Raw genomic sequence first — 13,013 nt, 5'->3', positions numbered from 1 at the left:
CAGTTTTAGTTGACCACTACAATTACCTGATAGACCAGACGAAAGCCTGACGCGCGAAGTTTAATTTTATAGCAGTCCTTTATCCCTCTCAGCTTTGCTGAGGGGATATGTGGTTCGTCACAGCACTTCTTCAGCTTCTTCGCAAACTGTTGCTGAATGGCCTTATCCAGCTTTTGCCATTCCTTCAGCGCATCTTCCCTGAATTTGACCGTATAAGTCATAGATACGTGTCCAGATCCACGTCAAGCAGCCGCTGGTTACTGCGTTCTGAAACCAGCTTTGCCAGTTCCTGATCATCCAGGGCATCGAGCATCTTCTCGTAAAGCTCTGCCGGGATGCAGTAAAAAGCGGGCTGATTACGGTTCAGAATAGCGACCGGGAAGCCGTCGCCGGCACTGACCGTCGCCATCGGGTTTTTTTTAAGTTCGCTGATGCTCGCGCTTGTGTCACTCAGAATAATGTTGGGCATAGTGCACCTTTAAGACTTGTTAACAGGTCTCAAATATAGCCCTCACATGACCAGTTAACAAGTCTTTTAAACGGTAGGTGTGCAAAATATCCGGAGGGCGAGGGTACTGGTGCTCGTACCCATCCTGGTAGCCATGCAAGCCAGACCCGGGCTGAGCCACTCCGGGTTAAAACCTGGCGACCGGTAACTCTTTCCAGCGGGTTGTATATGCCGGTGACAACATATCCCGCTTCATCTGCCACTCAGGAGCAATACCTCTGCCGGCAAACCAGATCTTCCCAAGCCCTGAGTGATTAATGCCATCGAGGACTTTCATCAGAGCATCACTGTGCGGCCGCGGCTGTATCTCATCGAACAGGTTCAGCTGAGAGACCCCGTTGGGACAGAAATCGTTCAGCATGACTCCCGCTTTTGCGTAGCGGTGACCAGGTACCCAGATCCTGTCCAGTACGTTAACTGCAGCGGCGATAATATCCCGGGAGTCTCGCGTTGGCGTACTCAGTTTTTCCGTCGAGATATTCCCGTAGTACGGCTCTTTGACGGCGAATGGCGAAGTTTTGATGAAGGCTGAGATATGCCGGCAGTACTGTCGTTCACCACGCAGCTTTTCTGCTGCCCGCTCAGCATACTGACATATGGCCTGGCGGAGCTCATCATAGGTGGTGATCCGCTGCCCGAAGCTGCGACTGCAGACGATCTGCTGTTTGGGCGGCGGTGCTTCCTCCAGCGAAATACAGCTCTCTCCGTTCAGCTCCCGGACAGTTCGCTCGAGCACAACGTTAAAGTTCTTCCGGATAAACGTCGGGTTAGTCAGCGACAGCTGCAGGGCTGTTGTGATCCCCATCGCCTTCAGTTTCTTCGCTATCCGGTTTCCCACCCCCCAGATCTCCTCCACCGGCTGCAGGCTGAGTAATTTTGCTGTCCTGCCAGGATTATCTGGCGACAGCGCCAGCACTCCCCGGAACTGTGGCCATTCTTTCGATGCCCACTGTGCCGATTTCGCCAGTGTCTTTGTGGCGCCGAAACCGACACCGATTGTGAGCCCCGTACCATTCAGGACGTGCCCGCGCAGCTGCCTGCCAAATTCTTTCAGATCCATACAGTGGCCAATGCCCCGGGCATCGAGGAAACACTCATCAATGGAATACTGCTCAACACGGGGAGATAACTCTTCAAGCAGGGCAACCACGCGGTTACTTAGACTCGCATAAAGCTCATAATTACTTGAAAATACGAACAGTTTTTCCGGGAATTGTACGTCTTTCAGCTGGAACCACGGCGTACCCATTTTTATGCCCAATCGCCGTTTGGCCTCTGGGCTTCTGGCGATCACGCAGCCGTCGTTATTACTCAGGCAAATGACGGGTTTTCCTCTTAAATCCGGGCGAAATACTTTCTCGCAGCTGGCATAGAATGAGTTGACATCGGCCAGAGCGAACATCAGTCCGTGCCCCGTGTTTTGTGAATAAACGCGGTGACCACGCCAAAAATCTGGAGCGTCTCCGGGTCCGGATACAGGACAGGGTAAGCCGGATTCATCGCCTGCAGGGCAGGGCGGGGGGTCAGCAGAAGGCGTTTAACCGTGAACTCCCCCTCAATCTCGGCAATGACGATATCGCCATGCCGGGGTTTTTCCGCTTTATCAACGACCATCAGGTCACCGGAGTAAAGACCGATATCCGTCATGGAGTTTCCGATGGCCCGGACAAAATAGGTCGAATGGCGCCGGCGAATGCAGTATTCGTTGAGGTCCAGCTCCGATTCGGTGTAGTCCGCGGCCGGAGAGGGGAAACCGGCCGCACACCGTTCAGTGAAAAGCGGCAGGGTGAGTGTTCCGGGGTTGAGTGCTGCAGGTGTGAATTCCACCGTTTCGCTCCTTATTACTGTATTTATATACAGTAATTATTTTATCTGCAGCGCTTTTTTGCAAGCCTCTTTCACATCGAAATCGCTAAGGCTCTGCTGCCAGAGCGAAAACAGGCCGTGGTTGCAGAAAGAGAGTCCCGGGCCCCTTTGACCCGGATATGCTGTAATATACTGATATCATCTGGTTTTCATCCCTTCAGGAGATACTCATGTCACCAGGCTTCAGAAATGTGCTCCGGTTCGCCGGCGTGCCCGTGGACAGCGCTGAACCTGTCCGCAGAAAATATGGCAGTCGCATGATTGGGATTGTGACGCTCTGCCTGCTCCCGCTCCTGGTGTTCGACGTCCCGCAGTGGGTTTTCATTTTATCGCAGATTATCTGGGGGGCGGGCGTATATATCGGCCTGTCCGTGGCCGGGGATAACTCCCGGAATCGCTGATGCTTTGTTTTTGATTGTACAAAAAAAGAACAGGTTTGGTGGCGCCTGTCTTCCCGAGCCTCTCAGGCTTCTGCCTTCAGGTTATCAAATTGCGCGTAAAACCTCGCCCAATGCGGACGGGGATATAAGCGCGGTAATTGCGTAACACTCACTGGCCTTCTTACATAATTAGCCACAGCCTTAAGCCCTGCGTTTGTGGACAGGTATTCTGATGATCCTTCCTTCGCACGCTGCCAGTGTTCCGCGTCCGGCTGTTCACGGGACGGTCGGCTTTTCCGCTCCGGCCCGGCGCCGCTGGTATTTTGCGCCAGTCCCTCGCCATTCTAAGGATCGGCCTTCAAGCCGCTTTCGCGGCATAGCCTCGCCGTCGAAACGACTGACGGCTGCGGTATTCCACGGTCGGCATTGACCCGTTACCGGCCGCGGCGTACAGGCACCGGTATGCCTGATGCTCCTTTACTGTGTGATGAGTGGGGCAATGACTGGCGGGATATCACTCGCTGACCTGTTCCTGACCGGGCACCTGGTCCGGTTTTTCGCTTTCTCATGCCATCGCCTTTTCAGGCTCCGCTTTTATCCGCGACCGCCATGCGGCGCGGGGGATGAACCTGCCACCCGCTGCCAGTGTCTCGCGTCCGGTCTGATACGGGACGGGCGGTTTTTCCGCTCCGGCCCGGCGCCGCTGGTATTTTGCGCCAGCCCCTCGCCACGTTAAGGAACGCCCTTCAAGCCGCTTTCGCGGCATATCCTTGCCGCCATAAAAACTGACGGCTGCGGTATTCCACGGTCGGCCTGACCCGTGACCGGACGCGATGAACAGGCAGCGTGCGGCAGGGAACGGTATCGCGGTGATGCCTCCTGCCCCCTCTGACTACAGGAGTGCTGCCATGTCCAGATTCATTCTCGGAAACTGTATTGATGTGATGCGCGGATTCCCCGACCGCGCAGTTGATCTCATTGTGACCGATCCGCCTTACCTGGTCGGTTTTAAGGACCGTTCCGGACGGGCTATTGCCGGGGATGTGACGGACGAATGGCTGCAACCGGCCACGCTGGAGATGTACCGCGTCCTCAAAAAAGACGCGCTGATGGTCAGTTTCTATGGCTGGAACCGCGTCGATCGTTTTATGGCGGCATGGAAAGCGGCAGGATTCTACGCCGTGGGTCAGATTGTGTTCACCAAAACCTATTCCTCCAACCGCCGTAACGCTAAGGTCAGGCGCGGATTCGTGGACTACTGCCATGAAGGGGCTTATGTCCTCGCTAAAGGGCGCCCGGTGCCACCCGAAAAACCGCTGCCGGACGTGCTGCCGTTTCCTTATACCGGCAATCCGCTGCATCCCACCCAGAAACCGGTGGAGGCTCTGCAACCGCTGATTGAGTCATTCAGCGCCCCGGGGGCGATTGTCCTTGACCCCTTTGCCGGCAGCGGTTCGACCTGTGTCGCCGCATACCGTGCCGGACGTCGCTATATCGGCATCGAAGTGCTGGCGCAGTACCACAGAGCCGGAGCCGGACGACTGGCCGCCATGCACCGGGCCGTTAATACCCCGGCGGCGAACGATGAATGGCTCCCGGAGGCGGCGTGATGAACTACGGCGGACACAAAGCCCTGCGCCGCAACATGGCCGGGCTGGCCAATAACCTGTGCGACCTGAAAACCACCCTGAAAGTGCTGGAAGAAACGTATCACTACCGGCATGACGGACTGCCGGAGCGACTTGCCGGAATAAGCCTGCGGCGTATCAGCGTCCTGATGGATGAGGCATTCAATATCGCCCTGATGCTGGACGAAAGTTTTCAGGACTGACACCCGGGCGGTAAAGCCGCCCCCACTGGATCACGGAGAAATAACCATGCTGTACGGCACCCGCAAAGAACTGAACAAAAAACTCAAACGCATGTTCGGCAACGAAGAACGTTACGCCCTGCTGGTCTGGACGAAAGAGGACGTGATGGCCCAGGTGGAAAACATGACGGAGCACGAGGCCCATATTGTTCTCGAACTGATCGGACAGACCGGCACCGGCGACCATGCCGAAGAAGGCGTGTCATTCCGTACTGTCCAGGACCTGTACGCGGGCATTCAGGAGAGCACCCGCCGCATCAGTGTTCCGGCTGACATGCTGGCGAAGCTGACCAATATCGCCGGGCGGGCACTCAGCGAGGAAGATGCACGGGCCTGGCCGCTGGTCTGCCTGCAATATCCGACTGTTGCCGACGCGCTGGCCGATATCGACTGGCTCCGGCTGCAACTGGCCGCTTAACGACCCCGCCCCGCCATGTTGCGGGGCGATATTTCCAGACAGAGAGCTTAACCATGAATAACGATACCCTGAATGCACTCATTCTGCGCCACGGGGACAGTCTTCTGCGCCGGTCCGGGTGGCCTGAAAGTGTCGGTATGATACAGGTGGCTCCGCAGGAGGTTCCCGGCTGGCTGGCTGTCTGCGGCGTGCTCAGCGCGGACGCAATCCTGAAGCTGACTACCCGCCTTTGTCAGACCCTCAGTGGCGGGCGGGCGCACCTGTTGATCGCCAGCGCGCAGCGGCTGACAGGAACGCCTGCCCGCCTGCATCTGTACCCGGCGCAGGCTTACCCCCGCCCCGAAGCGTTGCCGGACTGTACGTGTATCAGTCTGCCTTTACGCACAGGAATGGCTGACAAAATCCGAATGTGACGACCTGCTGGCCTTCCTGAAAGAGTTTACTGACCGGGTATGCGAAATCGTGCGCCGGGATACGAAGCGCATCGCTGCTGCAAGGGTTCCGTCTGCCACTCCGCGCCTGATGGAGCGACGTTTCGGTGACTGGCGGTTGCTGGCCGACGAGTACGACCATGACAACTGGCTGGACGACAGCGAGACCGACAGGCTGGAGCTGGTTCTCGACGCCATTCTGGTACGCAATGCGCGTTTCTGCCCGGTCCTGCTCACGCTGATTAACGAGCGGGAAGAAAATATTGAGGGTGCAGGCGTTATCACTGAGCTGCTCCGTTTTCCGGGCGATCCGCCCCGTCGCTGGCTTGACCGCCGTGTTTTACGGGATGTGGTGAGAGAGGCCCGCGCCGTCAACGCTCAGGTGTGACGGACCGGAGCGTCAGGGGAGGGGAGACTCTCCCTTTTCTGCCTGTCGGCGCCGGAGATCCAGAGCGAATAAGGATGTCCCCGTGCCGGCTCCGCGTCCACCTGGCCCGGTTTCCGGGCCTTTTGGGTGCCCCCCCTCAGTTATCACCGTGTCGTGTGCGGGCTGTGCCGTGCCTCCATCTTAGCCGGGCTGTCGCGAATGCAAGGGTTCGCTGACGCCGCGGCGGTCACCCGGTCCTTCCTTCCCGTCTGCCGGGATTTTCCGGTCGTTCGACCGCTCAGGATTCACGGTCTCACCCTGCAACTCCCGTCTGCCGTGTGCGTCAGGCTGCGGCTTCCCTTGCGCCCCTGCATTCCCGACTGACCGCCCGTCTGTTATGGAGGCACGGCACCGCCCGGTGTCGCAGTCCATGTGATTACGGAGGTTTTACCATGCAGTATGTGAAAACGCGCCCTGTCCTGAATGTCGAAGAGTCCGACCGACTGTCCTTCATGCCGTACATGTTCGGCACTGATTTCATGCTCGCAGAATTACAGGTGTACGCCCTGGCGAAAAAATGGATGCCGGAACATGACAGCGGTTTCTGGCATTTCATCCGCTTACCGGAGGGCGGCGGTTACATGATGCCCGATTGCGGCCGCGTCCATCTGGTCAGCACGGAAAGCTGGTTTGACCGCTATGTCAGTGCCGACGCAGCGGGCATTATTCTGACCAGCCTGGCAGTTAACCGTCGTCTGGCTGCCCACCATGACAGCAATAACCCGGCCCTGACTCACCTTTATATGCTGCGTGATGTCCAGCTCTGGAATCACATCACTTTTCACCCGGAATGCAATGCGATTTACGCCGCGCTGGACTGATTAACGACCGGGGCGGTGATACCGCCCCGCAGGGAGACGAAAAATGAATTCATCAATCACCGTTCCTGCTGTCTACGTGGGCACGTATCACCAGTACAACTGCGGCAGCATTTTTGGTAAATGGTTTGATTTAACCGATTTTGACGACGAAGACGCGTTTTATGACGCCTGCCGGACGCTGCACGCCGGTGAGGATGACCCCGAACTGATGTTTCAGGACTGGGAAGGTATTCCTTCCCCGTTTGCCTCTGAATCGTCTGTGAACTGGGCATTTATAGAGGCATTCCGGCAGGCGCAGGATGAAGGGCGCGCCGTCGCGTTTGTGGCCTGGGCGGAATATACCGGCGAGTGTGACTATGATGCCTTTGATGACGCGTATTACGGCGAGGCGGAAAGCGAGGAAGATTTTGCTTATGGCTTTGTGGAGGACAACGGCCTGTTAAATGACGTGCCCGAATCCCTGCGCGTGTATTTCGATTATGAGGCATACGCGCGGGATTTATTCAGCAGCGGGTATGTGTTTCAGGGCGGCTATGTCTTCAGAAACTGAATGATGCCCGGCGGGGAAACCCGCCGGTTAAGGAGAAAATGTATGAAACTTGCACCACAAAGCCGCGATATCCTGCGTCAGTACAAAGCCCTGATTAATGCACGCCGCCGTGATGCCGGGCAGCGGGAACTGACCACCGCGCAGGTCATGGATGAAATCTGCGAATATATGACCTGTCAGTGTGCCGTGTATCCCGGCGGTCATTTCATCTTTCAGGGTGAAAGGCCAGTAAGCATGATGACAGGTGTCGGGCAGGAGGACGCCTGTCAGCCCGCGCGAAAACCCGGGCAGGCTGCGCCTGCCGGAGAGGCGTTTCGCCGCGCCCGCGGCGCCGCACACGCTCTCTCCGTTACTGGTCGATAGGTTCGACGAAAGGGCGTGCTATCTGGTAAATCGTTCTGTAACCATGAGGGCTGAAACATATGTCAAAATGGAATATTGCCTCATTCTCAAAAGACGAACAGGACAAAGTCTCCGTCGATAAAGCGGCCGCTGCCGTCGCATGGCAGGAGCGTATGAACAAGCCTGTTGTGCACGAACTCGTTGAGCGCGAACAGCCTGAGCATCTCCGGGAATATATTCGGGAGAGATTGCGTGTTCACAGGCTGAACAGCCAGCAGCTGCCGCGCGCAAATGCACCTGAATACCAGAAGCCGGAAGAAGGCTAAGGAGAGTGGTACAGTGAAAGGAAAAAGTATGCGTATGTCAGTCATGTTTGCTGTTGTTGCTCTGTTTACCGGTATTAACCTTTTGTATAACCCGATTCAGCCGCTGCTCGCATTATGGGGGGCAATCCTGGCCGTTGCTTTCATCCTGATGAACGTAGTGGCGGATAAGATGCGTCTCTGGAGTGGCGTTGCGTGGATTATCGTTGCCGGCGTCATCATGACGATGATGCTGAAGGGGAAAGAACCGGGGGACGAATTAAGAGTGGTGATTAACGTTTTTGCTTTCCTGAGTTCAGCCTGGTACAGCGTTGCGCTGTACAGAAAAGAAAAACATTTCCGTTCCTGACGCTCCCGCTTTCGCTACGGGCGTCCGGGCGGGCTGTCATGCTTCGCACAGAGCCAGCTGCGCCGTCTCTGCCCGGCCCTTCGGGCAGCGGGTTTCCATCCCATGACGCAACATCAACAGCCGGCTTGCTGCCTCCGTTCCGGAGGCGCCGCCCTGTCGCGCCGTGGCCTGCGCTCCCTGCACCCCGTCGAAAAACAACGGCCGCCGGGCTGTAAGGCGCACCGCCGTTTCGCGTGCCGCGCTCCGACGTTGCGGCGGGTCCCTGCTCTGTTCCGCTCCTGGTGCATCACCCGGTTAAGCCCCTTTCGCCTGGGCTGAGACAACCACAACCCGCCTGGCTGTCCAGGGGCGGCTTCTCCTTTCGCAATAAATTTTCCCCGGTCATTCCGCTTCGCGCCATTAGACCGAAAAAAATTTCCCGCTCACCCCGGACATCTGCACCGGGCCGTGCTCGTTGACGCCCTTGCGGCGAAGGTTCTCAAACGGGTGAAGTTTATACCATCGGGAATATCGCAGCCGGTTCCCGCAAACGTCAAAACCGCGGCTCCCGAAACTCAACGGGTGATGTTCTTTAAAAATCAGGAAAAAATGATGCTGGTAAAGGAGGCAGGAGAAGCAGACAGCAAACCGCAGAAATGAAAAAAGCAGGGGAACCCTGCTTAATCCACGCCGTACAAATCGCGCCAACGGTTTCTACGGCTTCATTAACTACCAGAAGGAGTTAACGTAATGATCGTTACCATTGTTTCACCTTCCACAGAGGCTGTAAAGCCCCGTCGGCATCCGCGCATTTTCCGCGCCGATATCCCCGCGCCGGAGATTGACCCTGCGTTAAAAGCCTTTGGCCGTCATATCGCCAGAAGTCACCGCAAAGGGCGCGGCGTTCATATCCCCGCGATGAAAAACGCCGCTTTCGGGCAGGTGCTCCGCACGCTCGAACTGAAACGCGCATTTAACTGATGAGGTGAGCCGCCCCGGGAGGGGCGGCAACCGCAGGAAGGAGAAAAATCATGACTCAGGCTTCAGCTCAGGCACTCAGTGCCGAAACCATCCCGCAGACCGATGCGGAAGAATATATCGGCCAGGTGTACCGCGGGACCTATTCCCCGGATGATAACAAGCTGCGGCTTTATGCCTCGCTGCGCCTCGATGAGGAGACGTATAAAAGGGTGCATGATGCAGGGTTCCGCTGGGCGCCGAAACAGGGGCTGTTTGTTGCGCCCGCCTGGACGCCGGGTCGCGAGGATGTATTACTGTCCCTCGCCGGCGATATCGAGGACGAAGACAGCACGCTTTTTGACCGTCAGGAGCAACGTGCGGAACGGTTTAACGACTACAGCGATAAACGCGCCGGTGAATCTGAGCGACAGCTTGCGCATGTTGATGCGCTGGCGTCGGCTATTCCGTTCGGCCAGCCCATTCTGGTTGGCCATCACAGCGAACGTCGGGCGCGTCGTGATGCGCAACGCATCGAAAACGGCATGAAGCGCGCGGTGATGTTGTTTGAACGCGCGGAATACTGGGAAGAACGCGCGCAGGCCTCATTACGCCACGCGAAATACAAGGAGCGTCCGGATGTACGTTATCGCCGCATCAAAAAGCTCGAGGCGGAATTACGCAAGGCAGAAAAGAACATCGCCGGGGCGCAGAAATTTTTGACGATGTGGCGTGGCGAAACGCTCGATCTGAAAATGGCGCGGCTTATCAGTAACTATGACCATATTTCGGCCTGTTTCTCGCTCGACAAATACCCCCGTCCGGCAGAGAAAAGCCAGTATGAGGGCTCGATGTCTCTCCATTCTGCCCTGTCTGAGGACATCATTACTTTTGAACAGGCGCGGGATATTGCGATCCGCTGCCATGAACGCACAATCCGCCATCAGCAACGCTGGGTTCATCATTATCGCAACCGTCTGAGCTATGAGCGCGCCATGCTGGATGAAAGCGGCGGTGTGGTCACCCGGACACAGGAATTTGAGCCTGGCGGGCAGGTGCTGAGCCGGGGCGAGTGGTTAACCATCATCCGCATCAACAAAAGCAATGGTCAGGTTAGTTCGGTGGAAACTCCCTGTTACCGTTTTCTGGGCTACGGCGGCACCATGAAACTGACCCCGGACCGCATCACTGACTATAAAGCTCCCTCAGCCGAAGAGGTCAGCACCGCGAAACAGGCCGCAAAACGTCCCCCGATCGTCAACTATCCGGGGGAGGGATCCCGGGAGATGACCAAAGCCGAATGGGCCAGAATGCCGGGGGACTATAAGGCTGTCCGGGGTGTGGCCGAAACTGAGACGCACGGCGCGTACCGCTTTCGCCGCTGCATGACGCACGGCTGTACGCTGGTGAATGTCTATATCACTGACATGAAAACCGTTGAAATTCCGAAAAAATGACAGGCAGACTCCCCGGCAGGTTGCCGGGGAGATCAGGGAGGTTGACTTATGCACAGAGAACTCAGGGCGCGTATTCAGACGATGCGGGCCAGGCTGGATGACCGGATGCCTGTGACAGAAATCCGGGCCAGTTCACAGCTGTTTGTCTCGCCCGATCCGCTCTGTCGTCGGCTGGTCAGTCTGGCGGAGGTGGTGGACTCTGATCATGTTCTGGAGCCCAGCGCCGGAACGGGCGCCATTCTACGGGCGGTCAGGGAAGGCGCGCCACGGGCACAGTGTGACGCCGTGGAGCTGAACGCGGATTTGGTCTGCCATCTCCGGGATCATTTCCCGGGCGTCAGCGTCTGGCTGGGTGATTTTCTGGAATACCGGCCGGAAAAGCACTACAGCAAAATTATCATGAATCCACCGTTTAACCATGCGCAGGATATCCGGCATATACAGCGGGCAGTGACGCTGCTGGCACCCGGCGGCGTGGTCACTGCGGTCTGTCTGAACGGGCCGCGACAACAATCCATACTGAAGCCGCTTGCTGATGTCTGGGAGCCATTGCCGCGAGGCACATTCACGTATACCGACGTTTCAACTGTTCTGCTCAGGATAGCTGCCTGAAAGCCGGTTAGCCCGGCGGGGGAGTGTGCCCCCGTCTGGCCGCGACGGAAAAGGCCGCACGCCTGCGGCGCAGGAGGACCGGGCCGCGCTGACGCGCCGCCGGCTCTCCCTCTCCGCGTTCATCCTGTCCCTCTCTTCCTTCTGGTATTCTGGTTTACTGTTGTTCCTTTTTTCCTGTTCCGGATGAGCCGCTGATGGAGCGTGGTCATCCATCTGTTTCTGCCGGCTTTTCTTTTTGCTCTTCGTTTATTTCAGGTCCTGCAGTGGGCGTCCGGGCGGGCTGTCGTGAACGGAGCCAGCCAGGCTGTCTCCGCCCTGTCGGGCTTCCATCCCATGACGCAACGTCAACGGCAGGCTTGCAGCCTCCGTTCCGGAGGCGCCGCCCTGTCGCGCCGTGCCCTGCGCTCCCTGCACCCCGGCCAGTGACCGCCGGGCTGTAAGGGGCACCGCCGTTTCGCGTGCCGCGCCCCGACGTTGCGGCGGGTCCCTGCTCATTTCCTCTCCTGTGCCTTTTCACCGTTTAAGTCCCTTTCGCCGGGGCTGAGACAAGCACAACCCGCCTGGCTGTCCAGGGCCGGCGTGGCCTTTCGCAATAAATTTTTTCCGGCCATTTCGCTTCTCTCCATTAGACCGGAAAAAATTTCCCGCTCACCCCGGACAGCTGCACCGGGCCGTGCTCGTTGACGCCCTTGCGGCGAAGGTTCTCAAACGGGTGAAGGTCATACCTCCGGGAACAAAACAGCAGGTTCCCGCAAACGTCAAAACCGCGGCTTCCGGTAACTCAACGGATGATGGGGTTTTAAAAGCAAAACAACGGAGTAAGGAGAGTCATCATGGCAGCACGAGGCATCAATAAAGTCATTCTGGTTGGTCATCTGGGGCAGGACCCGGACGTGCGTTATATACCCAACGGGAGCGCGGTGGCCAACCTGACGCTGGCCACATCGGAAACATGGCGTGACAAACAGAGCGGGGAACTGCGCGAAAACACCGAATGGCACCGTGTGGTCATGTTCGGCAAGCTCGCGGAAGTGGCGGGGGAATACTTGCGTAAAGGCGCTCAGGTCTACATCGAGGGCCAGCTGCGCACCCGCAACTGGCAGGATGAGGCCGGAATCACACGCTATGTCACCGAGGTGCTGGTCGGGCAGAACGGCACGATGCAGATGCTGGGTGGGCGTCGTGAGGGCAGTTCGTCAGAGAGCGCCGTACCTCATCAGCCCGCACAGCCGCAGACTCCGGTACAACCTGCTGAACCCCCTGTGGCATCCCCGAAAGCGAAGGGCGGTAAAAAAGGCCGTCAGAGTGCCGCGCCGTCCCAGCAACCCCCGCAGCCGTCCCCGGATGATTACCCGCCGATGGATGACGATGCCCCGTTCTGATAACCCGTTTCAGGCCGGCCCTGCCCAGGTGGGGCCGAAAGGAGAGAGATGAGTATTTACGATAACGGTCCGTTACCGGATGACACCTTCACCAGAGCACAGGCTGAAGCGGTGGCGGCACAGTTTGAAAATGTCGCCATTGAAGACGATCAGGGTTCGCATTTTCGCCTGGTCGTTCGTCAGAACGGCGAAATGGTGTGGCGCGCATGGAATTTTGAAGCGGATGCCGGGAAATGGCTCAACCGTTATATCGAACGTTATGGCATCCGTAACACGCAATAAGCAGTAAGAGGTGCCGGACAGGGGGGCTGTCCGGCAGACAGTCATCAATATCAGAGAGG

General features: G+C 57.5%; 16 protein-coding genes and 5 pseudogenes. 15 read left to right on the top strand and 6 right to left on the bottom strand.

The genetic code is table 11. The annotated features are described in order from the left end of the window. Nucleotides 1-20: 20 nt before the first annotated feature. From KOSB73_RS24085 to umuD, 4 genes and pseudogenes are all read right to left on the bottom strand, one after another. Nucleotides 21-221 (bottom strand): annotated as a pseudogene (locus KOSB73_RS24085) (type II toxin-antitoxin system RelE family toxin); the annotation flags it as partial. Further along, entirely contained in the window at nucleotides 218-469 is a 252-nt protein-coding gene (locus KOSB73_RS24080; RefSeq protein ID WP_032693964.1) for a type II toxin-antitoxin system Phd/YefM family antitoxin, read from the bottom strand. The pseudogene KOSB73_RS24085 and the gene KOSB73_RS24080, both read right to left, overlap by 4 nt. Before the next feature lie 166 nt (nucleotides 470-635). Beyond that, nucleotides 636-1,910, bottom strand: coding sequence for a Y-family DNA polymerase (locus KOSB73_RS24075; RefSeq protein ID WP_080490800.1), 1,275 nt, complete (start codon nucleotides 1,908-1,910; stop codon nucleotides 636-638). Beyond that, the gene (umuD, locus tag KOSB73_RS24070; protein ID WP_032693966.1) at nucleotides 1,910-2,335 is read right to left on the bottom strand and encodes a translesion error-prone DNA polymerase V autoproteolytic subunit; all 426 of its coding nucleotides are present in this window, start codon (nucleotides 2,333-2,335) and stop codon (nucleotides 1,910-1,912) included. The genes KOSB73_RS24075 and umuD overlap by 1 nt, the downstream gene beginning before the upstream one ends. Before the next feature lie 209 nt (nucleotides 2,336-2,544). Here umuD and KOSB73_RS24065 point away from each other — a divergent pair, with 209 nt between their 5' ends. The 10 genes and pseudogenes from KOSB73_RS24065 (at nucleotide 2,545) to KOSB73_RS24015 (ending at nucleotide 8,285) form a co-directional block, all read left to right on the top strand. Further along, nucleotides 2,545-2,775 (top strand): hypothetical protein, encoded by a 231-nt coding sequence (locus tag KOSB73_RS24065; protein ID WP_032693967.1) that lies wholly within the window; start codon nucleotides 2,545-2,547, stop codon nucleotides 2,773-2,775. An 887-nt stretch (nucleotides 2,776-3,662) separates the two neighbouring features. Continuing rightward, nucleotides 3,663-4,364, top strand: coding sequence for a DNA methylase (locus KOSB73_RS24060; RefSeq protein ID WP_075809040.1), 702 nt, complete (start codon nucleotides 3,663-3,665; stop codon nucleotides 4,362-4,364). Further along, on the top strand, nucleotides 4,364-4,585 hold the full coding sequence (locus KOSB73_RS24055) for a hypothetical protein (RefSeq protein WP_032693969.1): 222 nt from the start codon (nucleotides 4,364-4,366) through the stop codon (nucleotides 4,583-4,585). Before KOSB73_RS24060 ends, KOSB73_RS24055 begins: the two co-directional genes overlap by 1 nt. A 46-nt stretch (nucleotides 4,586-4,631) precedes the next feature. Beyond that, nucleotides 4,632-5,042, top strand: coding sequence for a DUF1380 family protein (locus tag KOSB73_RS24050; RefSeq protein WP_075809041.1), 411 nt, complete (start codon nucleotides 4,632-4,634; stop codon nucleotides 5,040-5,042). A gap of 53 nt (nucleotides 5,043-5,095) precedes the next feature. Next, a pseudogene (locus KOSB73_RS24045) lies at nucleotides 5,096-5,861 on the top strand (hypothetical protein). 431 nt (nucleotides 5,862-6,292) lie between these two features. After that, nucleotides 6,293-6,721: an antirestriction protein gene (locus KOSB73_RS24035; protein WP_032693972.1), complete on the top strand. Its 429-nt coding sequence runs from the start codon at nucleotides 6,293-6,295 to the stop codon at nucleotides 6,719-6,721. Nucleotides 6,722-6,764: 43 nt separating this feature from the next. Further along, on the top strand, nucleotides 6,765-7,271 hold the full coding sequence (locus tag KOSB73_RS24030) for an antirestriction protein ArdA (RefSeq protein ID WP_032693974.1): 507 nt from the start codon (nucleotides 6,765-6,767) through the stop codon (nucleotides 7,269-7,271). A gap of 42 nt (nucleotides 7,272-7,313) precedes the next feature. After that, a pseudogene (locus KOSB73_RS30920) lies at nucleotides 7,314-7,490 on the top strand (hypothetical protein); the annotation flags it as partial. A 203-nt stretch (nucleotides 7,491-7,693) separates the two neighbouring features. Further along, nucleotides 7,694-7,939, top strand: coding sequence for a DNA polymerase III subunit theta (locus KOSB73_RS24020; RefSeq protein WP_032693976.1), 246 nt, complete (start codon nucleotides 7,694-7,696; stop codon nucleotides 7,937-7,939). A gap of 28 nt (nucleotides 7,940-7,967) precedes the next feature. Continuing rightward, nucleotides 7,968-8,285, top strand: a complete 318-nt coding sequence (locus tag KOSB73_RS24015; RefSeq protein ID WP_032693977.1) for a hypothetical protein — start codon at nucleotides 7,968-7,970, stop codon at nucleotides 8,283-8,285. An 87-nt stretch (nucleotides 8,286-8,372) separates the two neighbouring features. On the opposite strand, the pseudogene KOSB73_RS31535 reads toward KOSB73_RS24015, so the two are convergent. Beyond that, nucleotides 8,373-8,570 (bottom strand): annotated as a pseudogene (locus tag KOSB73_RS31535) (hypothetical protein); the annotation flags it as partial. A gap of 444 nt (nucleotides 8,571-9,014) precedes the next feature. On the opposite strand from KOSB73_RS31535, the gene KOSB73_RS24005 reads away from it, so the two are divergent. From KOSB73_RS24005 to KOSB73_RS23995, 3 genes are read left to right on the top strand one after another with little or no spacing between them, the layout of a single operon-like run. Then, on the top strand, nucleotides 9,015-9,245 hold the full coding sequence (locus KOSB73_RS24005; RefSeq protein ID WP_032693979.1) for a CCDC81 family HU domain 1-containing protein: 231 nt from the start codon (nucleotides 9,015-9,017) through the stop codon (nucleotides 9,243-9,245). A 50-nt stretch (nucleotides 9,246-9,295) separates the two neighbouring features. Further along, nucleotides 9,296-10,678 (top strand): DUF3560 domain-containing protein, encoded by a 1,383-nt coding sequence (locus tag KOSB73_RS24000; protein ID WP_075809043.1) that lies wholly within the window; start codon nucleotides 9,296-9,298, stop codon nucleotides 10,676-10,678. Nucleotides 10,679-10,726: 48 nt separating this feature from the next. Next, nucleotides 10,727-11,290: a class I SAM-dependent methyltransferase gene (locus tag KOSB73_RS23995; RefSeq protein ID WP_032700843.1), complete on the top strand. Its 564-nt coding sequence runs from the start codon at nucleotides 10,727-10,729 to the stop codon at nucleotides 11,288-11,290. Nucleotides 11,291-11,563: 273 nt separating this feature from the next. Here KOSB73_RS23995 and KOSB73_RS23990 read toward each other — a convergent pair. Continuing rightward, nucleotides 11,564-11,807: pseudogene (locus KOSB73_RS23990) on the bottom strand (hypothetical protein); the annotation flags it as partial. A 316-nt stretch (nucleotides 11,808-12,123) separates the two neighbouring features. On the opposite strand from KOSB73_RS23990, the gene ssb reads away from it, so the two are divergent. Both ssb and KOSB73_RS23975 read left to right on the top strand, forming a co-directional pair. Further along, complete coding sequence (ssb, locus tag KOSB73_RS23980) at nucleotides 12,124-12,672, top strand: single-stranded DNA-binding protein (protein WP_032732060.1); 549 nt, start codon at nucleotides 12,124-12,126, stop codon at nucleotides 12,670-12,672. Nucleotides 12,673-12,720: 48 nt separating this feature from the next. Beyond that, entirely contained in the window at nucleotides 12,721-12,954 is a 234-nt protein-coding gene (locus KOSB73_RS23975; protein ID WP_009654057.1) for a DUF905 domain-containing protein, read from the top strand. Nucleotides 12,955-13,013 lie beyond the last annotated feature (59 nt).

The sequence above is a fragment of the Klebsiella grimontii genome, assembly GCF_900200035.1.
Taxonomy (GTDB): Bacteria; Pseudomonadota; Gammaproteobacteria; order Enterobacterales; family Enterobacteriaceae; genus Klebsiella; species Klebsiella grimontii.
This window is presented reverse-complemented; position numbering and strand designations above follow the sequence as displayed.